General features: G+C 48.8%; 23 protein-coding genes. 7 read left to right on the forward strand and 16 right to left on the reverse strand.

Translation table 11 applies throughout. The annotated features are described in order from the left end of the window. Positions 1-88: 88 nt before the first annotated feature. The 4 genes from ACFQI7_RS32040 to ACFQI7_RS32055 all read right to left on the reverse strand — a co-directional run bounded on the left by ACFQI7_RS32040 (position 89) and on the right by ACFQI7_RS32055 (position 3,077). Positions 89-1,045, reverse strand: a complete 957-nt coding sequence (locus ACFQI7_RS32040; protein WP_218101843.1) for an NAD-dependent epimerase/dehydratase family protein — start codon at positions 1,043-1,045, stop codon at positions 89-91. 115 nt (positions 1,046-1,160) lie between these two features. Further along, entirely contained in the window at positions 1,161-1,682 is a 522-nt protein-coding gene (locus tag ACFQI7_RS32045; RefSeq protein ID WP_218101844.1) for a TetR/AcrR family transcriptional regulator, read from the reverse strand. Positions 1,683-1,904: 222 nt separating this feature from the next. Then, on the reverse strand, positions 1,905-2,660 hold the full coding sequence (locus tag ACFQI7_RS32050; protein WP_218101845.1) for a class I SAM-dependent methyltransferase: 756 nt from the start codon (positions 2,658-2,660) through the stop codon (positions 1,905-1,907). A 42-nt stretch (positions 2,661-2,702) separates the two neighbouring features. Further along, entirely contained in the window at positions 2,703-3,077 is a 375-nt protein-coding gene (locus ACFQI7_RS32055) for a VOC family protein (protein ID WP_218101846.1), read from the reverse strand. Between the two features lie 241 nt (positions 3,078-3,318). Between ACFQI7_RS32055 and ACFQI7_RS32060 the strand changes: the two genes are divergently transcribed. Together ACFQI7_RS32060 and ACFQI7_RS32065 are read left to right on the forward strand one after the other, a co-directional pair. Next, positions 3,319-4,113 (forward strand): oxalate:formate antiporter, encoded by a 795-nt coding sequence (locus ACFQI7_RS32060; protein ID WP_218101847.1) that lies wholly within the window; start codon positions 3,319-3,321, stop codon positions 4,111-4,113. 118 nt (positions 4,114-4,231) lie between these two features. After that, complete coding sequence (locus tag ACFQI7_RS32065; RefSeq protein WP_218101848.1) at positions 4,232-5,776, forward strand: hypothetical protein; 1,545 nt, start codon at positions 4,232-4,234, stop codon at positions 5,774-5,776. A gap of 135 nt (positions 5,777-5,911) precedes the next feature. Here ACFQI7_RS32065 and ACFQI7_RS32070 read toward each other — a convergent pair whose 3' ends face one another. Then, a complete protein-coding gene (locus ACFQI7_RS32070; protein ID WP_218101849.1) occupies positions 5,912-6,679 on the reverse strand; it encodes an ArsR/SmtB family transcription factor in 768 nt (255 codons plus the stop codon). Positions 6,680-6,869: 190 nt separating this feature from the next. On the opposite strand from ACFQI7_RS32070, the gene ACFQI7_RS32075 reads away from it, so the two are divergent. The 3 genes from ACFQI7_RS32075 to ACFQI7_RS32085 are packed head-to-tail and all read left to right on the forward strand — an operon-like array spanning position 6,870 to position 8,244. Continuing rightward, positions 6,870-7,433, forward strand: a complete 564-nt coding sequence (locus ACFQI7_RS32075) for an NADPH-dependent FMN reductase (protein ID WP_218101850.1) — start codon at positions 6,870-6,872, stop codon at positions 7,431-7,433. A 25-nt stretch (positions 7,434-7,458) separates the two neighbouring features. Then, on the forward strand, positions 7,459-7,806 hold the full coding sequence (locus ACFQI7_RS32080; RefSeq protein ID WP_218101851.1) for an ester cyclase: 348 nt from the start codon (positions 7,459-7,461) through the stop codon (positions 7,804-7,806). Between the two features lie 36 nt (positions 7,807-7,842). After that, entirely contained in the window at positions 7,843-8,244 is a 402-nt protein-coding gene (locus tag ACFQI7_RS32085) for an ester cyclase (RefSeq protein WP_218101918.1), read from the forward strand. Positions 8,245-8,504: 260 nt separating this feature from the next. On the opposite strand, the gene ACFQI7_RS32090 is transcribed toward ACFQI7_RS32085, so the two are convergent. Then, positions 8,505-8,789: a hypothetical protein gene (locus tag ACFQI7_RS32090; RefSeq protein WP_218101852.1), complete on the reverse strand. Its 285-nt coding sequence runs from the start codon at positions 8,787-8,789 to the stop codon at positions 8,505-8,507. 131 nt (positions 8,790-8,920) lie between these two features. Here ACFQI7_RS32090 and ACFQI7_RS32095 point away from each other — a divergent pair, with 131 nt between their 5' ends. Both ACFQI7_RS32095 and ACFQI7_RS32100 read left to right on the forward strand, forming a co-directional pair. After that, a complete protein-coding gene (locus ACFQI7_RS32095) occupies positions 8,921-9,700 on the forward strand; it encodes a helix-turn-helix transcriptional regulator (protein WP_218101853.1) in 780 nt (259 codons plus the stop codon). 171 nt (positions 9,701-9,871) lie between these two features. Further along, the gene (locus ACFQI7_RS32100) at positions 9,872-10,114 is read left to right on the forward strand and encodes a hypothetical protein (protein WP_218101854.1); all 243 of its coding nucleotides are present in this window, start codon (positions 9,872-9,874) and stop codon (positions 10,112-10,114) included. Positions 10,115-10,316: 202 nt separating this feature from the next. On the opposite strand, the gene ACFQI7_RS32105 is transcribed toward ACFQI7_RS32100, so the two are convergent. The 10 genes from ACFQI7_RS32105 to ACFQI7_RS32150 all read right to left on the reverse strand — a co-directional run bounded on the left by ACFQI7_RS32105 (position 10,317) and on the right by ACFQI7_RS32150 (position 21,175). After that, on the reverse strand, positions 10,317-11,033 hold the full coding sequence (locus ACFQI7_RS32105) for a hypothetical protein (protein ID WP_218101921.1): 717 nt from the start codon (positions 11,031-11,033) through the stop codon (positions 10,317-10,319). Further along, positions 11,008-12,117 carry an SPFH domain-containing protein gene (locus tag ACFQI7_RS32110; protein ID WP_218101855.1) on the reverse strand — a complete coding sequence of 370 codons (1,110 nt, stop codon included), beginning with the start codon at positions 12,115-12,117 and terminating at the stop codon, positions 11,008-11,010. Before ACFQI7_RS32110 ends, ACFQI7_RS32105 begins: the two co-directional genes overlap by 26 nt. A 160-nt stretch (positions 12,118-12,277) precedes the next feature. Further along, entirely contained in the window at positions 12,278-12,949 is a 672-nt protein-coding gene (locus tag ACFQI7_RS32115; RefSeq protein ID WP_218101856.1) for a hypothetical protein, read from the reverse strand. A 56-nt stretch (positions 12,950-13,005) separates the two neighbouring features. Beyond that, positions 13,006-13,611 carry a hypothetical protein gene (locus tag ACFQI7_RS32120; protein WP_218101857.1) on the reverse strand — a complete coding sequence of 202 codons (606 nt, stop codon included), beginning with the start codon at positions 13,609-13,611 and terminating at the stop codon, positions 13,006-13,008. 319 nt (positions 13,612-13,930) lie between these two features. Beyond that, positions 13,931-14,194 (reverse strand): HPr family phosphocarrier protein, encoded by a 264-nt coding sequence (locus ACFQI7_RS32125; protein ID WP_218101858.1) that lies wholly within the window; start codon positions 14,192-14,194, stop codon positions 13,931-13,933. Next, a complete protein-coding gene (gene ptsP, locus ACFQI7_RS32130; RefSeq protein WP_218101859.1) occupies positions 14,194-15,912 on the reverse strand; it encodes a phosphoenolpyruvate--protein phosphotransferase in 1,719 nt (572 codons plus the stop codon). Before ptsP ends, ACFQI7_RS32125 begins: the two co-directional genes overlap by 1 nt. 31 nt (positions 15,913-15,943) lie before the next feature. After that, positions 15,944-17,098 (reverse strand): mannitol-1-phosphate 5-dehydrogenase, encoded by a 1,155-nt coding sequence (locus tag ACFQI7_RS32135; protein WP_218101860.1) that lies wholly within the window; start codon positions 17,096-17,098, stop codon positions 15,944-15,946. Beyond that, positions 17,095-17,535, reverse strand: coding sequence for a PTS sugar transporter subunit IIA (locus ACFQI7_RS32140; protein WP_218101861.1), 441 nt, complete (start codon positions 17,533-17,535; stop codon positions 17,095-17,097). Before ACFQI7_RS32140 ends, ACFQI7_RS32135 begins: the two co-directional genes overlap by 4 nt. Beyond that, complete coding sequence (locus ACFQI7_RS32145) at positions 17,535-19,613, reverse strand: BglG family transcription antiterminator (protein ID WP_218101862.1); 2,079 nt, start codon at positions 19,611-19,613, stop codon at positions 17,535-17,537. The genes ACFQI7_RS32140 and ACFQI7_RS32145 overlap by 1 nt, the downstream gene beginning before the upstream one ends. A gap of 86 nt (positions 19,614-19,699) precedes the next feature. Further along, positions 19,700-21,175 carry a PTS mannitol transporter subunit IICB gene (locus ACFQI7_RS32150; RefSeq protein WP_218101863.1) on the reverse strand — a complete coding sequence of 492 codons (1,476 nt, stop codon included), beginning with the start codon at positions 21,173-21,175 and terminating at the stop codon, positions 19,700-19,702. Positions 21,176-21,225: the final 50 nt, after the last annotated feature.

Genomic DNA, 21,225 nt, shown 5'->3' on the forward strand with positions numbered 1-21,225 from the left:
CCGTCAGCTGAGGATCGGCGGCCGTCATTAGGATCGCCTTCGAGGCGCTTTACGCACTCAACTCGTTAACTAGTCGCTAAAAATCCCGTTAGCTGCGTTTCTGCCATTCGTGAATGGTTGCCGTGATCCCCTCTGTGAATGGGGTCGCCGGAATCGGACCGATGCGACGCTTATATTTGTCCCCGCTTAATGTAAGCGGTTCTTCCGTCAAATACAGCATCTCGACGACCTCCTTCATAACCGGCACGAACATCCCGAGCAAAGATAGCCCCATTCTCCCAAGCGGAATGACCGGCTTTGTGGATCCGCTTGTCTGCCGGGCGATGCGAACAATATCCCGTCCCGAGATCGTGCCTGAACCCGGAATATGCCAATTTTCCCCGTATGCGTGATCATGGCTTGCAAGCTCTACGATCATTGCCGCCGCATCCGGCAAGTATACGTATTCGCGCGGCACATTCATGTTGCCGATGAAAAACGCCATTTTCCCGGCGGCAATCGCCTCCAGTGTCGATCCCAAGTAAGATGCTTGATTGGCCGTTGGCCCGTAATAATCGGGCAGACGAACGATCATGGCTTGAGCGTCGCTCCACCTCCGGCTGAAGATCATCTGCTCGAAAGCAAGCCGGGTCTTGCCTTTCTTGGTGTGCGGCTGCTTGGGATGCTCCTCGGTCACCGGATCCGTCTGTTTTCTTCCGTACGGGTAAATGCCGTCCACCGCGACAACCTTCAAGCTAAGCCGGTGAGCGGCCTCCATCACCGCTTCACCCAACGGGATCAGCTTGCTTGCCATTTCGTTATACGGCACATTAGCGCAGTGGAACAAAACATCCGCCCCTTCCGACGCGGCCGCCACGTCGTTCGACCGGAAAGCGTCGCCGACAGCCAGGGACAGGTGGTCTGGATGGCCTAGCTGCGCCGCTAGCTGTTCCAGCTTTTGGCGGGAACGCCCGAACGCAATTGTAGGTATGCCCCGGCTGATCAATTCGGTCGTAACGACCGCCCCCGTACCGCCTGTTGCACCGATCACAATCGCTTTTTTCATTTTCATCAACCTTCCATTTGTTTAGTTATTGATCAATCACTAACTTTATTACAATATAATAAATTGTTATTGATTGGTCAATAACTAATTTTCACGGCTTGTTGCGCCGCACCGTTCACCCCTCCATTAATTCCGGCAGCTCCAATGCCGCTGAAATATTGCACAGCATCCCTCTTGCCAGGAATAGTAGCGTCCGCTCTTCCGGATTCGGGATGCCCGCTTCACAAAAAGCCCCAAGCACGATTTGACGTACTTCCCGGAATCCGCTGCGCATTGCCTCCCGGATAGCCTCTTCCTGAATCGTCTGCGCCTGCATCTGGAGAAGCGTCTCATGCCGATGGGATGCCAAAATTTGCTCGTACGCTTCAATTAAAGCATGTTCCAAGCGCTCGGGCGCTGCCGATTGCACGACTTGTCGGAACGATTGGACGATTCTCGCCCATGAAACCTCAAGTGCCGTAAGCAGTAATGCTTCCTTTGTTGCAAAAAAACGAAAAATATACGGCTGCGATATGCTCGCCCGTTCCGCTACTTGCGCCGTCGTCGCACGGAAATAGCCGATTTCTGCAAATACTTCAATTGCCGCCGATACGATTTCGGCTTTGCGGTTCACCGATGCCGCTTCATCCCTGGCCATGACGTTCACTTCCTTCAAATCATTTAGTGATGAATCAATAGTTTCTCGAGTATAACCGAATTGCCGCGAGGAATCAATTGCCTGACCATTGAAAAAAGCGGCGCGGATTGGCGCTTTTGAACCGTTCCCCGCCGCCGCAACATCCGGCCGCCGCTCTGCACCGTATCGGCAAAAATAAGAGGATTGAACCAAGCCATCCTGAGCAGAATGGCTTGTCTTTTGCTAAATCTCGCCCCAGAATACTTCGGTTTCATAGTCGAAAAACACTTTGCCGTCCTGTTTGCTGCGATCAAAGATTAGCCGCAATTCGTTTATCATCGGTTCATGATTCGGATGTCCGGGAGCCGGACTGTAGGAAGACGAAAGCAGCCGCCCTCTCAACCCTTCAAAATCGAAAGCTTGCTGTATGGTGAACCGCGCCTCTTGCATCGTCCCAGGCTTGAAAAAGGTGGCCAGAATGTCCGGCGAAATGTTCTTGTGATTCACTTCTTTGTAGTCGGTACCGAAAGTTTGAAGCAATCGATCATACGCTTCCCGAAAGGGGGTGCCGTGCGTAAGCCGGGAATTCCATAGCAGGACGACCTTCCCGCCCGGCTTTACGATTCGCTTGAACTCCGCTTGCGCTGCGGTACGGTCGAACCAGTGAAATGCCTGCGCGCAAACGATAAAATGTATGGACCGGTCCGGCAGCCCGGTCACCTCGGCCGACCCCGCGACAGCGCGGAAGTTCGGGTTTTCTCCCAAAACGTTCTCCGCCGCTTCCCGCATCTCCGGATTCGGTTCAACAGCAATCACGCGGCTTCCCCGCTCCAGAAGCAGCTTCGAGAAAATCCCCGTTCCCGCTCCGATATCGGCCACTTCGCTACCCCGCTGCAATCCTACTACATCGTACAAATAATCGATCGCTTCTTGCGGATAGCTCGGGCGATATTTCACATACGAATCGACCCGGTTCGAAAACCGTTCTTTGTTGTTCATTCACGTCCACGCTCCTTCAAGGAAATAGGCATATCATGCCGGCTACAGCCATTCAAGAAACTCCAACCGATTCCCGAAGGGATCGTTCAAATAAAACCGTTTCACGCCTTCGTCTGCACGAACATCGTCATCCGTTACTTTCATCCCTTTATCCAGCAAACTACTGCGAAGCGCGTCGACATTGTGCACATGAAATGCCGGGTGCGCCTTGGTTGCAGGGACAAAGTCATTTTGTACGCCAATATGCACTTGATGCGCGCCGCACAAAAACCATACGCCGCCGCGGCTTCGCAGCTTTTCGGGCTTCGGTATTTCGCTCCAGCCCAAGACGCCGGCATAAAACGTTCTCGCCTCCGATTCGCAGCCTTCAGGTGCGGCCAATTGAACGTGGTCAATACCGGTATAGCGGAATGACATATCAAACCCCTCTCCCCGAAGTTTCATTGGATGAAATTTAGTTTCATTTATTAAATCCATTTTATAGCAAGTTACAGTAAATATCCAGCACAATTTGCATCCATTTTTCGTATGCCCTTTATCCTGTATTGCAATAAATATATATTGACATAACCTATTTGACGATGATACGATGGTGTAATTCCCATTTTATGGGTTATAACAAAAGCTTCTGACTTTATAAACATAGAGGTGTGACCCCATGCTGCTGCCGATCGCTGAATCGTTTATTGAACAAGTAAAAGAGTGGCTCATCCGGGATAACCGGTTTACCGGTCTCCTTGGAGGCGGATCGATGATGACAGGTACCATGGATGAATTTAGCGATCTGGATCTTATTCTCGTGTATCAGCCTGCTTATCGGAATGAGATCATGCATGACCGCCTGACCTTGGCGGAACAACTGGGAGGCTTGCTGGCCGCGTTCACCGGCGAACATGTCGGAGAGCCGCGGCTCGTCATCTGCTTATACGGCCCGGCCCCGCTGCATGTCGATTTCAAATTCGTCACGCCCGAGGAGCTCGAGGAACGAATCGAGAATCCTCTCGTTCTTTGGGAGAGGGGCCTGGAGATCAGCACTATTCTTCGGAAAACGTCCCCCCTTCACCCTTCCCCTGATCCTCAATGGATCGAGGACCGATTCTGGGTCTGGGTCCATTACGGCGCCGCCAAGCTGGGGAGAGGCGAACTGTTCGAATTGATCGATCATCTTACTTTTGTTCGCAGTACCGTACTGGGTCCGCTAATTGCGGCCGTCAACGGTCAGCTTCCCCGAGGAGTAAGGATGCTCGAACAGCACGTCCCGAACATGATTGCAGAACTTGAGGCAACCGTACCCGCTCACGATGCCCATAGTTGTTACAACGCCCTGAAGTCAACCATTCGAATATATCAACGCTTCCGGGCAAATGATCCGAATATCATGCATAAAAAAGAAGCCGAGCAAGTTGCGATCGCATATCTCGACCAGGTCTACAACTCTTTATCCGACAAATAAATAGCCGTCGATTCTTGCCAATCGAGGATGATCCCTCCGGCATCTTCTTCTATTTCCATATTCATACTATAATGGAATTGTGGTCGTCTTTCGATTTTATGGCCGGGGGTGCGTTGCAATGGCAAGGGCAAAAATCGCATTGTTTTTCGGAGCTGGCACCGAGATCGGTTACGGGCTGCCCTCTGGAGGAAAGTTTGCGCTGGATCTGTTCAGAACACCCGTGGAGGAGGACAAAGCCGAATTTCGAAAGCAGCTCGAGAAAATCAACAATACTTCCCATTATGCTACAAAATGGCTGCCGAACAACTATTTGAAAAAGCGAATCCATGTTTTTGGAAAAGGCGACTTCGAAGGAATCGTTACATCGAGTTTGGAGTATCGGCGCGAAGAAATTTTAACGTACCTGGAGAACTTTGATGAACATGTACATAAGCTTTTAAGGTATTGGTCGTTAAGCGAAGAAGAAGTAAGAATGAAATATAAAGAGGAGATGGGATTCGATATCGGAGACATCTCCTACGGACAAGCGGTAAAGCTCAACAATCGATTGGCCGAGAGCGTGCGGCTGTTCGAATCCGACTTCTTCTCCGCCATGCTAAAAATACTGGAGACGCAGGAAAGCAGGAAGCTGCAGCGAACCGTTCGAGCCATTCTTGAATTGCTAATCGGCTCTTGCGGGCAACGGCTGATTTCTACACTGAATGAAGAACTGTTCGAATCGGCTCCCGAGAAATTGTCGGTCTTTGATGATCTATCCGGTATATTCAGTCTGGACTATCGCACCGTCGGTCAAACCGGCATGGAGATTGTACTTGAGGAGAAGCCGATTCCGGTTTCTTCACAGAGTTCGCTTACGGAAATCATGATCGAAGTAGGTCGAATCGTTCTTGAAGATCTATATTCAAAAGCGATGGATTACCAAGCCTTAATCGACAGTCATTTCCGATACCTGTACAACCCCAGGGCTCACTGGGCCAAGTTTACAAGAATCAGTATTTTCCTCCACACGGTCAGAAGATATATCAGCACCCGGAACGACATGGACATGGACAAACTTGCCGATGGCCCCGGCTATTATCATGATTTGGAACCTTTATCGCAGCAGGCCGCCATCATGGCCATAGGAACGACGAATTATAACAGTTATGTGGAGCAAGTGCTTGCATCCCGCTTGATTCCGTCGGTTCCGGTTTACCATCTGAACGGCAGCGTGGATGAATTTTATGATCCGTACTGCAATAACATCACGATTGCAAACCCGAATGAACCATGGGAAAACGGCGAGCATCTTCTTGTACCTTTTATGTTTACGCAAAGCGGCGTGAAGCCTTTAACCTCAATCACCATGTCACGAAAATATGTAGAGCTTTACGATAAGTTCAAACAATCCGATATCGTCTGCATTATCGGCTATTCATTCAGCGGCGATGACGGGCATATTAACGGGCTCTTCCGAGCATTGGCCGTGGATGGGAAGAAGCTGATTATTTTCCATTATGGCGACGGCAATGATTTATTGTTAAAAAGGGAATACCAGGCCAAGCTCAGACTAACCAGCCCGGATCATCTGGACATATTCCGTATCGACGAGAATCGAACAACAAAAGGGATCCCCTGGTGGGAACGCGCGCTTCAAGAAAGCTTATTGATGTCTGTAACCTGAAACAAAGGAGATGGTGCATAAACGCGCCATCTCCTTTTCTAAGTGGTGATACCGCTCGCGAGTGTTGCCACGAACGGCAAGGTTTCAACCGGGGACTTTTGCAGCGTAACCGCTCAGGCTCAGCCTATCACCGCATTAATTCCCGGCAAGCGTTGACCCCGTTTCAAGAAATGTTTTCATCCCGGAAAGGACGATCGGCAAACCGTTTTCAAGAATTTTCGCCGTATGGGCAGCCTGCTCAAATTCATCATGCACGGCCGTGACGAGCGTCACGCCCGGGAATTCGTTATGCGAAGCGATTTCCCACGTAATCCGTGATGGTGATTCGCCGGCTGCGTCCGGGAAAGAGAGTAACCTCCAACTCATCACCAATTGATGCGGAGGATTCAGGGTGAGAATGACGCCTTCGGCTTTTTTCTCCCCTTGCTGATCCCATAGTTCGAAAGGCGCCCCCTCCTCCCAGTCGGATCGGATCGAGCAATTGAACCAAAACTTTGATGTTTTGGCCGGATCCGTGATCGCCTGCCATACTTGATCGGGTGTCGCTTTAATGGCAATGCGGTTGACATGCCGAGGTTTATTATCCATATTCGTTCCACGCTCCAATTCGTTTTTAAGAGATGTTAATTCAATTGCCCACGGTTCGGCGTACTTGCTTACCCATCGGTCGTAAATTTGACGTATCGGCACGGCATTCAGATAATGCAGCTTTTCCCTGCCGACTTTTCTGGTGGTAATCAGCCCCGCTTCCTCCAAAATATTGAGATGTTTCATGACACCGAATCTGGACATTTGCAGCGGCGCGCAAAGATCGTTCAGCGTTCGCCCATCGGACGCATTGAGCAGGTCCAACAGCGTGCGACGGCTAGGATCAGCCAGTGCTTTGAATATTTCATTTTCCAATCGGAACACCTCCTTTGCACAGCAAAAATGTCTTTTTGCAATTTGCCCCTTGACACGTTACTAAATAGTAACATATTATAAAGGTGACGTTATAGTCACATATTATCACAAACAGGTCTGTTTGTCAGCCGGCGACAACGGCCCGCCCATTCACAACCATCCAAAATGAGAATGAAAGGTGATTTTTTATATGAACATTACATTGATCGCTGGAAGCAACCGCCAAGGAGCGGCGAGTACGCACCTTCTTCGATATATCGAGACTCTTCTGCAAACCCGACATCTCTCGGTCACGTTCGTTGACTTACGGGAACTTCCTTTACCGCTCTTTTCACCGGATAACCAGGAGTATCCCCCTAACGCGCAGCGTTTGTTAGAAGCGGCAGCAGCCGCGGACGGTTTGATCTTTGCAACTCCGGAGTACCATGGTTCCGTTTCGGGTGTGCTGAAAAACGCCATGGATTACATGAATGCAAGTCAGGTGGCGGGGAAGCCGGTGCTTTCCGTAAGCTCCGCGGGCGGTCCGATGGGGATAAGCTCGCTGCTCCAGCTGCAAAGCATTGTGCGCAATTTGCATGGGGTGAATAGCCCCGAGTGGATTTCCATCGGAATGGGATCCAACAGTTTCGACTCGGAAGGTCGTCCAGCGGATGAAGGGATGCGCGGGAGAGTCGAAAGTGCAGTCGAGAAGTTCCTCGATTTGACCCGAATGCTTACGACGGCCAAGGATACCGCGGCGGCATCTATGGCCTAATTACCGACAAAGGAGAGGTTTTGCCATGAAATCGATCGAACAGAACAATAAAGCAACGGTAGCTGCGTTTATCGAGGACGCTTGGAATCGAAATGAATTGGACCGAACAGATCAGTTTTTTGCCGAAAAAATGAGAGAAGCGTTCACGGATCGGCACTACGTCATAGACGAAATGCTGGCCCAAGGCGAGAAAGTCGTAGCCAGAATCTTGATCACGGGTACGCATAAAGGTACGTTTGCGGAAATCGCGCCTACAGTCAAAACCGTCAAGATCGCCCATTTCCGTGAGTTCCGCGTCGTCGACGGCCGCATTGTCGAGCATCGCGGATGGTTCGATACCGGCACGCTGCTGCCCCAGCTCCAAGACCGCTAATCATCAAACAAAATTCAAACGAAGGAGATATATATGATGACAACGCTGGAACAAAAAAATATGGAAACCGTCAACGCGTTTATCGAAGCTTTTTGGAATCAAAGCGATATGGATTGTACCGATCGTTTTTTATCGTCCGACTATCAGGAGCTCAGCTATGGCTCGAAAGAAGGGCTGAAACAATTTGCCGGCAAAATCCTGGAAGCTTTCCCCGACAAACGTTACTCCGTTGAAGAGATCATAGCCGAAGGCGAGAAAGTCATTGTAAGAATGACGGTGAAAGGCACGCATACCGGCATGTTTTTTGGCAGCGCGCCCACGGGGCATTCCATGGATGTCACACTGTACCGTCAATATCGCATAGTGGACGGCAAAATTGCCGAACATCGCGGTTGGATCGATATGACGACCATGTGGCGTCAAATCCGAGGCAATTAACGAGAGAACCTCAAGTACGGACCCGGGCGATCCCCCGACAAATTCGGCGTTACTTTTAAAATTTATACCGTAGCCGAGCAATAGACCATTCTTTCCCACAATAAGGGCCGGGAATCTCTTGAGAGAAAATATTCCCGGCCTTCTTCCTCGCTCTTCGTGCATCATCTTCACTGTCTAAAACCAGCGCCGCACCGCTTCTGAGCGCGGTGCCGGAGCCAGCCGAATTGTTTCACTTTTCCGTAAGTCCCGAGCTCCTTCTCTCAAGCTTTCTTTCCAAAAGCGCCGATCCAAGCGTGGAAAAGTCCCATCAACAAAACACCTATAGCGATGGAAGCGAGTGCCGGCACAAGATTGGCCCCGATGTGCGCCCCGTATCCGAGAAACCCGCTAAGGACAAACATCGACCACCCCGAAACCAAATTAATCACCGGCGATGGCCCGAAAGGGGTCGGGAAAGGCTCCTTCGTGATGCCTTTTACGAAGTGCGGAATCGCATTGGCGCCGGAAACCCCTGCCAAAAAACTGAGCAGTACGGATTGAATCATAGCTTCTCCTTTCTTTTTAAACAAAATGAATGAATGATGAAAGACTGTCTTTATTTTGCATCTCAATTGAGTCTTCCGCCACATTTTAGTTATGATAGCTGTACCAGTAACAGTTAGGATGTGTATCCTCCATGGACCGTCACGAACATCGATTGAAAGCGTTAGGAACCTTTTTAAAATCGCGCCACTCCCGGTTAACCCCACGTGCTACGGGATTGCCCGACGGCCATTACAAGCGCAGAACGTCGGGCCTGAAACGCGAGGAAGTAGCTCTGTTAGCCGGAGTAAGCACCACCTGGTATACGTGGCTTGAACAAGGGCGTGACATCAATGTATCGGAGCAAGTACTCCAGAGCATTGCCCGTGCTTTGCAGCTGAACGACGACGAATATTCCCACATGCTATATCTTGCCCGGCTGCAGTCCCCCGCTCCCGCTCCGGGGAATCCCGTCAATCTTCCCCCATCTCTTCAGAAAATAATAGACGATCTCTCTCATCCAGGAATGATCGTGAACGTTCGTTCGGATGTGCTGGCATGGAACTCCGCTTCCTGCGAGTACTTTGTGGACTTCTCCACACTCCCTCGGCACGAACGGAATATGACTTGGCAAATGTTTGCCAATGAATCTCTGCGAGATAAAATAGCAAATTGGGAAGAGTGTGCCGCATATGCGGTTGCGGTATTCCGGGCTTTCAGCGACCGAAATGCGGGGAATCCCTGGATAATGCCATTTGTAGACGGCTTAATGCGTGCGAGTCCCTATTTTAAAGACTATTGGAATCGATACGAAATCAGGGAAAAGTCGGGGCTTATCATCAACTTTAAGGGCAGGAGCCCGCTTGAAGTCACGTCGTTACAACTGAACAATGGGACGGGAGATCTTCATTGTTTCATTTGCACGCCTGTCTGAATATGCCGCTTCATGGGACAATCGCATTCATTGCATCGGTTATCGGGTTGCAGATTAACCGCAATTGAAAAGAACCGACAATTTACGGCATCTGTTATGATAGGATAAACCCGCCATTTATGGAGAAACAGCTGACTCTTTTCTGAAAAGGAGATATCATGATGACGATGAATGATTGTGTTGCTGCTTCACGGCTTGTACGCCTGCATCCTGTACTTATTCAATTGCCAAGAAAAAGCTTTGTTCATTGTCATCCTGTTAACGTTGTCTACCGGCGTTGCCATCATGACCGGTTATGATAATCTGCTCTTGCTATTGCTGCCGATCAACTATACATGGGCGGTGAAAATCAGGCTGTTCGCCCACGAAGCCAGCCTGCCGACATTACTGGAACCAAGGTTATTACTTTTATAAACCGTTATCGGCGGAAGAGATGGTCCGCGTATTTGCCGAGCAGGCAGTCATTGAATCGGGAAATGCGAGGCCTGTGTGAAGAAAACAGGATGCCCCGGTGGCATCCTGTTTTCTTTAGGTGATATGGAACTGACGATTGTCTGAAACTTACCATCAACTGTTCGTTTAATTGATGCTAACGCATATATATTAAACCGCTAAATCAGTGCATGCCGCTTATTTTTCCATTTCTTTCCATCAACAACCCATTAATCGTCTCAATAACATGGTTAACTTCAGAATAATCGTTCGTTTGCAGGTTTGCTTTTAGGATCTGAAGGTGCTGTTTTATTCGTTCTTCTATTTCAAATAAAGATGGATATGATTTTACCTGACTACTCCTGAAAGAGTCGTAAAGCTTTTCAAGTTTTTTCTTCACTATCGGGTCAGTAGATTGAACCATCAGCAAGCTGAGTTCTGAGGCAGCATTTTTAATATAACTAATGTGATACTGACTTTCTATCTCGTTACTTATCGTTTTCTCGTTGATAATGATATTTGAAATATACGCTTGTACATATAACCCGGCAATAATCAACTGCGGTATGAACGATGAGATAAACGATGCGTTTTTAAAATAAATAAAAATCGAGCCTATTAAAAAAGCACAAATAAAATACAAAGAAGACACATAAATGAGCGGATAACCGAATACTAATTCATTTTTTGCTTTAGGCATGGAAGATGATGATATAACAAGCATAAGATAGGCGAAATGAATGAATCCATATGATACCCAAAATGTAGTCGTAAAATTGGTATTGATCAAGAAAATAATGATATTCAAAATAACCACAAAGACCAAACTTAGTACTATCCAAAGCGAGTTTATTCTTTTCCTCATTATTGCCACCTCATATTCTTCTTGTTCCGCATTCATTGCAGAATTTTGCTGTCTCAGGCATTTCAGCATTGCAGCTGCTGCATCGGCTATTCTCTATGATAAGTTTCGTACCGCATTCATTACAAAACTTGGATCCTTGGGTATTTTCAGTTCGGCATGTTGGGCATTCAATTTTATTAGCGCTTTGTCTTGTTTCTGCAGAGGTAGATTCAGAATGAACGACCTGTTGAGGCTGTGTCTGGTTTGCCATTGGCATGAGCATTTGGGATGCCAAGTCTCCAAATACGCCTCCTGCAGCTATTCCCATGCCTAATCCAGCCCCGGCAGCTGCCACACCACCAGCCCCTGGATTAGCCGCTAGTTCTTTTAATATTTCAGTTGATTGTTGTCTACCCCAATCTTGACCAAGTACCCCCATAAACGCTTTATTGGCATAGGCTTCTTCCAACTTTGCACGATTTGGATCATTTTCAGGAATATCAATAGCACTGATATAGAAATTAACCAATCGAACGCCATATTCGTCTAAAACACTATTCAGTACCGGTGCGAGGAACTCGGCGATTTTCGTTTTCTCCGTACATATATCCAAAACTTCCCTACCGGAAGATTTAATTACTCTTGCTATTTCATCCTTAATATATTGCAAAAATGCATTTCTGAAATAACCGTTTAGCTCCTGTTGGGTGAAAAATTGAATATTGTTTCCTATCAACTTAAGTAAAAACTTTTTAGAATCGGCGACTTGAATAGAATACGAACCTCTTGCTTGAATACTTGTTTGTAGCATATAAACAGGATCTCTCATTTGAATAGGCGTGTCTGTACCCCAAAAAAGCTCAAGCTTATGTACTTTGTTAATGAAGTAAACTTTACAATTAAATGCACTGATTCCACCGGAAAAAAAGTTTCTAAATGCGCTGATAAATGGATAGTTATTTGTACTTAGCGTATATTTACCGCCATCAAATATTTGTTCAATGATGCCGTCCTTAAAGAACAGCGCTTCCTCTGATTCCGCTACGATGAGTTGAGACCCCGTATTGAAATCTTCGCCAAGAAACTTCCATGCGAGCACATCGCCCGGGCCATCGTTTTTAATGACGCTATATAATTGCATTCTTTAATTCCTCCGAAAATGTACTTACCCATCCCCTGAAATATGGAAACCCATTCCCTTGTCTATTCTCTAATAAATAAAATAAAGAGAGACAGTCGTTAGGAAATTCACTCGCCACAATGAATGTTCTAGAACTGCCTCTGCTTTATATACTAGTTTTTTACGCGCTCTTTTTCTCTCTAAGTAGCTGCTTCATACCTTGAATAGATCGCTCGGTTCCTCCTACGTCCCATACTGAGCAAGAAATGGAAGTTCCGCCGGAAGTGGTTAGTCTGAAATACTCAAGATTAAATACTTCTTCTTTACCTTTTTTGTTCTTTGTCTTTACGTTGTCAGAGGAAGTTGAAACGGATACTATATCCTTATAGAAGTACTCGTCTGTCTTTTCGTTTCGTTCATTCTCAATTAATGAGAATCTATAGTTATAAGAATAAACTTGGTTTTCACTAAATAATAAAACAGCAAACTCGTAATTCGAGCTTCTTAGACGACCATCTTTACCTTTTTTTGTTAAATATTCTTTCGCTATATTCTCAAAACATGGACCATTGATAACAATCGGCTCGATTAATTGAACCTGTTCCTCATCAATACCTATTTTGCTCAAACCCTTCTTCACCGCATTCTCGATTTCGCTCTTACAAATCGCATCAATTTCAGCATCCGTTGGAGTCCCTTTTATTTTCAAGAATATAAGAGCAGCGCCCCCTAAAATCATAATGAATCCTACTATTTTGTTTGCCGATAACATTAGCAAACCAACAATGATCAATATTACCCATGGTGTAATGGATGTTGATTTAAAATATTTTTTGTTTCTACCGTAATTCATCGTATTCTACCTCCTGCATTATTTTAATATTCAAAAACTGCGTGGCGAAGACAGTTTTATTCAACGTTAAGTACGTTTGGTATATCCACATTCAGCAGATCGAATAATTTGCGTATATCCTCTTTTGTGACATTATTAACGCATGCATTTTTTAGTTCACTCTCATAATTGGGGGTAATTCGCAAAAACTTCCTTTCATAAAAGTCATACTTTATATAGGCTAAAAAATAATGATAAATACCTCTGTTTTCAATCGTTAGTGCTGCATTTAAATATTCCTGAGCTTTTTCTATGATAGCTTTTGGTGCTAGATATGCTTTCTTGCCTTTCAATAAACATACCGCGGCATAAAAATAGGTTTCGGAATTATCGAAGTTATACTGTGTTGCTTTCTCGAAACTTTCCAAAGCCTTCTCATGAAGCCTTAGTCTCAGATAACACATCCCAATTGAAGTATGAATAGAAGACTCCTCCGGATGATCCCTCAACACTTCTTTATATGAATTAACATACTTGTTCACATCTTGCGGTAACATTTCATAAACGCTGTTAAAGCTTGTTATAATCACTTGTCTACCACAGTATTTACAGGTCTGTTCACTAGTTGATGAAGGCTCCCCACAACCGGGGCATTTCAAGTCTACAATTTTATACGTGCTCATTGTTGTTCCTCCAAGTGAATCATAGTTATTATCGATTGGTAGATCTATATTACTAGTATGTATATCACTTATGTACCATGTTCAATTCGTTAAAATATACCATATTCCTTCTAATAATTAAATATTTTAGAGAATTTTGCTCTAATTTGTCGATGTTTCATATATTTGTAGATGTTTGTTTTTGTAAGTAGTTATTGCCAGTTGGTTTACTTTTTTTTACGGTACGGTTCAGCTAACGTTCATCATGTACGAAAAATATAACGAAAAAAGCCCGCGGCAACGTTCGCCGCGGGCTTTCCATCTTATTTTATAGGTTCATCTACTCTTCGTAGATCTTGGTCAACATCGCGCCAAGCTCTTGAAGCGCTTCTTCCTCGCGCTCTCCGTCCACTTCCAGCGTCACTTCGTCGCCTTTCGCCAGACCCAGGGCCAGCAAACCAAGCGAGCTTTTGCCGTTCATTTTTTTCGTTCCCTTAATCAGATTTACTTTGCAAGGAAATTGCGTCGCGGCATGAACGAAAAGCTTGGTCGGGCGGGCATGAAACCCGGACGGATGAATAACGGTATAGGTCTGCGATAGCATTATACGGAGCTCCTTTGCTCTACAAATTGTTTTACCTCTTCCTGCGTTCCCATGGCGAGCGCTTGTTCGGATAGCGCTGCCCATTCTTTCTTGGACAACCGGCCAACCAACTCGCGTGCGGGCAGCACGGAACCGGCGCTCATGCTGAACTCGTTCAATCCCATCCCAAGAAGAAGCGGAATCGCCGTCAAATCGCCCGCCATTTCGCCGCACATGCCGGTCCATATGCCCGCTCGATCGGCCGCTTTGATGACCATTTCGACGAGCCTTAAGATGGAAGGATGATACGGCTGATACAAGTAAGCTACCGACTCATTCATCCGATCCGCCGCCATCGTGTATTGGATTAGGTCGTTCGTGCCGATGCTGAAGAAATCGACTTCCTTCGCCAAATGATCGGCGCCCAACACGGCGGCCGGAATCTCGATCATCATGCCCACCTCGATCGAATCGGACACGGACACGCCTTCCAGCCTCAGCTTCTCGCGTTCTTCCTCCAGAATCCGTTTCGCTTCGCGAAGCTCGCTCAGCACCGCAATCATCGGAAACATGATGTTCAGCTTGCCATGCACGCTCGCCCGCAGCAGCGCCCTTAACTGGGTACGGAACAAATCTTCCCGCTTCAGGCACAGCCGCAGCGCGCGAAGTCCAAGGAACGGGTTGCTTTCCTTTGGCAGCTCCAGATAGGGCAGCTCTTTGTCGCCGCCGATATCCAGTGTACGGATGACGACGCGTTTGCCGTTTAATTTCTCAAGCACGTGCTTATAGGTTTGATACTGCTCTTCTTCCGAAGGGAACGAGTTTCGTCCCATATATAAAAACTCCGTACGGAACAGACCGACCCCGTCGGCGCCGTTCTCCAGCACCTTCGCCAGGTCCTCAATGCTGCCAATATTGGCCGCTAGCTCGAGATGCTCCCCATCCGCAGTTACGGAAGGCTGCTGCGACAATCGCTTCAGCTGCGCCCGGCGCTCATCGTACTGCTGCTTTTTCTCACGGTATTGCGCCAGCACTTCCTCAGAAGGATCAATGAACACTCTACCTTCCGTCGCGTCCAAAATGACCAACGTGCCATCCGCGATAGAAGCCGGCATCGTACCTATGCCGACAACCGCCGGGAGCTCGAGCGAGCGCGCCATAATAGCGGAATGCGAAGTGCGGCTGCCGATTTCGGTCACAAAACCGTGAATGTAGTTCAAATCGAGCTGCGCAGTATCCGAAGGCGTCAAATCCTCGGCGAAAATGATCGTTTCCTCGGAAATGCCGGACAAGGTGGCATACGGTTTGCCGATCAGGTGGCTCATCAGCCGTCCGGATACGTCCTTCACGTCGGCGGCACGCTCGCGAACCATCTCATTATCGAGCTCCAGCAGCATGTCCACGACGCCTGTCGTCACTTCGTACAAAGCGTATTCGGCGCTCCATTGTTCGTCTGTAATTTTATCGAGTACCGCATCGACAAGGTCGGGATCTTCCAGTAAAAAAAGATGCGCTTCAAAAATTTCCGCTTTTTGCACGCCCAATTTCTGCTCCGTGATCCGGCGGATGTCCTCAATCTCGCCTTTCGCTTTCTCGATCGCCTGCCGGAATCGGCCGGCTTCCTCCTCGGCATCGGCTATCGTCAGCTTCTGCGGCGTATATTGTGTATTCGTAAACCGGAAAGCCTTGGCGATGGCGAATCCGGGAGATGCCGCGACACCGGTAAACGTACTGGCCATACAGCATTCTCCTTTCTGTGCTTCGTTTTCCTTACTTGCGCTGATCGGCTATGCTCCCATAGCTTTCCAAAACCAGGTTATATACCGGATGTCCTTCCGGAATGGATGTGTAATCCGCTATCGTTTGCCCGACGCCCTTGTCGCGAATCGACTGTTGAAGCTCGGCGGATTCCGGGTCATCGGCGTGGTCAAAGCAAAGCGCCGCGGCCATCACTTTTGCCAACTGTACGGGCGACATCCCCAATTCGTGGGCCTGCATGGCAGGCTTCACCAGCCGATCGTTCGGCGACAGTTTGCGGATAGGCGAACGCCCGACACGCGTCACTTCGTCGGTCAGCTGATCATTGCGGAAGCGCCCGATAATTTTGTCAATGTATTGGTCATGTTCCGTTTTGTCAAAGTCGTATCTTGCGACCAGGACTGCGCCTGTTTCCTTAAGTGTCGCCTTCACTGCGCTGACGATTTCCTCATCGGCCATTGCCTGCTGAATCGTCTCATATCCTTTCAAGCCGCCAAGGTAGGCGGCCGCACAATGACCCGTATTTACCGTGAACAATTTGCGTTCGATGTACGGCAGCAAATTTTGAACGTAATGGACGCCTTTAACCGGTCGGTACCCTTCAAACATGGCTGAAGCGTCCACCACCCACTCATAAAACGGCTCAACCATAACCGCAAGCGGATCTTCATGATGCTGAAGAGGAACGATCCGGTCTACGGCCGCATCGGGAAAAGCGATCACTTCGGACGCCTTCGCCTTCGTCGTGTCATCAAGAAGCGCGTAAACAAGCTCTTTTAGTTGGGTACTGCCACCGATGGCATTTTCGCAGGCGATAATATGCAGCCGCCCCGCTCCGTTTGCAATCCGCTTTTCAATCCCGCTGGCAATGCCTGCCGCAATATGTTTCAAAATATTGACGCCGACGGCCGTCGTAATCAAATCGACTTCCGCCACGGCCGAAGTGACCGTGTTCGCGTCCGTCCCGTCAATGGCGGTTACGCCTGTCACATGCAACTGTTCCCTGGCCGCACTCGCGAGTGTTACCGTATATTCCCCGCGCTGCTGCAGCTCGGTGACGACCGTCTTGTTCACATCGGAAAAAATGACCTCGTACCCCGATTGCGAAAGCAGCAGTCCGATAAAACCACGTCCAATATTCCCCGCTCCAAAATGTAATGCTTTCATTCGGATTCCATCCCACTTTCAAAAATGGCGATCATTTCTTCCGGACTCGACGCTTTCAAAATTTGTTCCATATTGTCGTCATCGGAACAAATCATCGCAACGTTCGTGAGAATTTCCAGATGATCGTCGCCGACGGCCGCAATGCCGATGACCAGATGCGCGATGTTCCCTTCGCCAAAATCGACGCCCTCCGGAAGCTGCACAATGGATAGTCCCGTCGACTTAATGGAGCCTTTCGATTCACTCGTCCCATGAGGAATGGCAAGGCCTCCGCCCATGTAGGTGGAAAGCGAATTTTCGCGCTCGATCATACTTTCAACATAGCTAGGGTCCACATGTCCCGCGCCCACGAGCAGCTCCCCGGCTATGCGAACAGCTTCGTATTTATCCTTCGCAGCCGCGTTCAATATCACTTTATCTGCAGACAATATACTCACTACATTTCACTCGCTTCCGTTTTCGTATTGAAAAATATTTTCAAATGAATCGTTAAGTAGTCACGAATTTCCGCTTCCTCGCCTGTTTCGAGCAAATCAATCATTTCCGTATCAAGCAGCATGGCGCTGATTTCGCTGAGCACCTCGAGAATTTCCTTGGGCAATGTCCGCGGTGCGAGCATCAATAAAAACTGGCTTAACCGCGCACGCGGCTCCGTGTCGACCATTAACGGGGTACCCAGCCTATACAACGACAGGGATGATCGTGTGATTTCCTCGCTCCGTGTATGAAACAACGCGACCTCTGTTCCCGGGATGATCTGGCTGCCGCTTTGCTCGCGCTGCACCAGCCGCTGCGTTACCAGCGAAGCATCGGTAAGCACACCTCTCGCTTCTTCATACCGGCAAGCCTCGTGCAGAATGAGAGGCAGCTCCCCGCTTTGCTCATCTAGCCGAATGACCTTAAACTGCGCAATGAGATTCACCATCTCATCGAGCGTAGTCTTCAGGCTTAACAGCCGTTCAAAAGCAGATACCTCTGATGGCACATAATCTTCCGGGATAAACACTTCTGTGCGTTTCCGGTCCAACGCCGCTTGGACGAACGACCGCAGCCGATCCGCTTCTCCTTCCGTCAGGAGCGGACTCACTTTCATATATTGCCCTGGATCCAAAGGCAGATCGACCGTAGAAATAATGAGATCATACTTGTCTTTTTCCGTTCGTGAAGCTTCGTACCAAGATACACGGCCGACGATTTGAATTTGCGGCAGTTCCTTTTGCAGCCGAATTTGCAGCAGCTTCGAGGATCCAATCCCGCTTGAGCACACCAGAATGGCGCGCACATCGCGCCGCAGCTGCTTCAGCCGCTCCAGCGACGCTCCGAAATGCATGACGAGGAATCCGACTTCCTCATCCGGCACCACGACATCGGAAAGCACACGGTCCGCCGCTTCGCGTACGATGCCGAATAGCACTGTATAATCTTTCTTGATCTGATCCAGCAGCGGGTTGCGAATGTTTTGCCCATCGTTCAGCCGCTGCAAAGCATCTTTCATGTGATAAAATAAGCCTTCTCGCAGTGACCGGTCATTGCCGTAATCGGCTCCCATTACGCCCTGCACATATTGGATAAGCAAGCGTACTTTTTCTGTTAACGCCAGATCATCCGCCGGCAGCAGTGACAAATCCTCCGCCTGGGCCAAACGCAACAGCCTGGATATATAAGCGGACTCCGCGGGCGATAAAGCCAGTTGCATTCGCTCCGACAACAAGCCCGTAAGGTAAATCGCATCGGCTTCGCGATGTGACGCGAGGACGGTTCCCTGCTCTGCCGCATATTGGGCTACAACCGTTTTTCCCGCTCGAATACGCCGCAGCGCGATAGACAGCCTAATCAATAATTCCGTATAGGAATTCTCGCTTAACCGGCCGGCCCACTTTTCTTCCCAGCTCCACAAGATCGTCTCGACAGCTTCCATCTCCGACTTGCCCGCAAGTGCGAACAATTGCCGATCGAGCGGATGAACCAGATGCTCTTCCCGGGTTGCAATCAATTCGGTATCGTCAATTCGCAGCTGGATGAGCTGACGGATCATATCCCGAAGCTGCTCTTCCGGACCGGAAAGCTCCACGCCATAGCCTCTTCTGCGGGTCAAGACGACCCCAAATTTGTGCACGAAGCCGTCAAGTTCATCCAGATCGCTGCTTATTGTAGGAACGGTCACCTTTAATTCATGCGCCAGCGCGTATAACTTGATCGGCTCGATGCTTTCGAGCAAAAGACATATCACGTAAAGTTGCCTTTCTTCCGGAGAAAACTCGATGTCCTCCGACACGGAGACGAGCTGGGCAAGCCTCGCCAACGCGGACTCGTCCCCATGCAGCCGTATGCCTAAGCCGGATTTCTTAAACAGTTCAACTCCATGCTCATGCAAAATGTCCTCCACCGTTGCCAATTCACGATGAACCGTTCTTGAACTCATTTGAATCTCTGCAGCGATGTGGGCCGCCGTCAGCTCTTGATCGCTCCGCAGCAGTAATTCAATAATTCGGCGGGTACGGCTGGATATAGACATTCGCAAAAACCTTCCTATAACGATAGAATGGCCCTAACGCCGGAATATAAGCTCCGGCGTCAGCAGCCTTAATTGAAAGAAATGCATTACGTGAGGCGGTCTACGAGTTTGTCGTACTCAGGGCTTTTCAAGAAGTTATCGATCGAGATATGCTCCGCCTGCGGCGCCTGAAGTCTGGCTCGGTCGGTCAACGTTTTATGCGTGATGACAATATCGGCATCACCAGGAATATCGCTGATCGCCGTATTGATCACGGTGATGTCCGAACCGGCGGCTTTCATTTTCTTTCGCAGCACCGATGCGCCCATTGCGCTGGACCCCATGCCCGCGTCGCAGGAAAAGACGATTTTGTGCACGTCCGCACTGTCTTTGTGCGCATCGCTTTTCGTGTCGGCAGGCTGTGCGGCAGCATGTTCGCGCGCTTCCACAACCGCAGCCGCTGCAGCAGCTGGAGTGCCTGCTGCTTTCATTTGTTTCATTTTAGCGGAAGCTTGCTCCAGGTCGTCGCTGCCTTCGGCGTTGTTTTTCGCCGTTTTCAGCAGCAGAGCCGCGATGGCAAACGAAACGACTCCCGCAACGATAACGCCGCTCAACGCCGGAAGAAGTCCGCCCTTGGGCGCCATTGCCACGTAAGCAAAAATACTGCCCGGCGAAGGCGGGGCGACAAGACCGGCGCCAAACAACGTGAATGTGAATGTCCCGGCTACGCCTCCCGCTATCGCGGCCAAAATCAAACGCGGATTCATCAAAATGTACGGGAAATAAATTTCGTGAATCCCCCCGAAAAAGTGAATGATCGCTGCGCCGGAAGCCGATTGCTTCGCCGTACCGCGGCCGGCAATCATGTAGGCGAGCAGGATGCCAAGACCAGGACCCGGATTGGACTCCAACATGAAGAGGATCGACTTGCCTGTTCTCGACGCCTCCTCCAACGCGATGGGACTAAGCACGCCGTGGTTGATGGCATTGTTGAGAAACAAAATTTTCGCCGGTTCAATAATAATGTTAGCGAGCGGAATCAAATTATGGCTAACCATAAATTGCACGCCGGAGGATAATATTTTGGTCAGCTGCTCGATGACAGGACCTACTCCGGCATAAGAAATTAACGTCAGAATGGCGCCGATAATGCCGAGCGAGAAGTTGTTCACCAGCATTTCGAAGCCGGACTTGATTTTCCCCTCGATCGATTTATCGAATTGCTTCAGCACCCATGCTGCCAGCGGACCGCAAATCATGGCCCCCAAGAACATCGGTATATCCGTACCGATGATAATGCCCATCGTCATTAGCGCACCGATAACGCCGCCGCGCTGCTTGTGCACCATTGTGCCGCCGGTATAACCGATCAATAGCGGTAGCAGGTACGTGATGATTGGCCCAACCAACTTGGCAAAAGTTTCATTCGGCAGCCACCCTGTAGGGATGAACAAGGCCGTTATGATCCCCCAAGCGATAAAAGCACCTATATTTGGCATAACCATGCCGCTGAGAAAACGTCCAAATTTCTGGACACCAACGCGAATTCCCCCGGACGACGAGTTGTTTTGCACCTGTTGCATATTGGGTTCCTCCTGTTTAGAAAATCGCTTTCTTTTTTCGATCTGGCAAA

The sequence above is a fragment of the Paenibacillus allorhizosphaerae genome, assembly GCF_042659105.1.
Lineage (GTDB): Bacteria > Bacillota > Bacilli > Paenibacillales > NBRC-103111 > Paenibacillus_G > Paenibacillus_G allorhizosphaerae.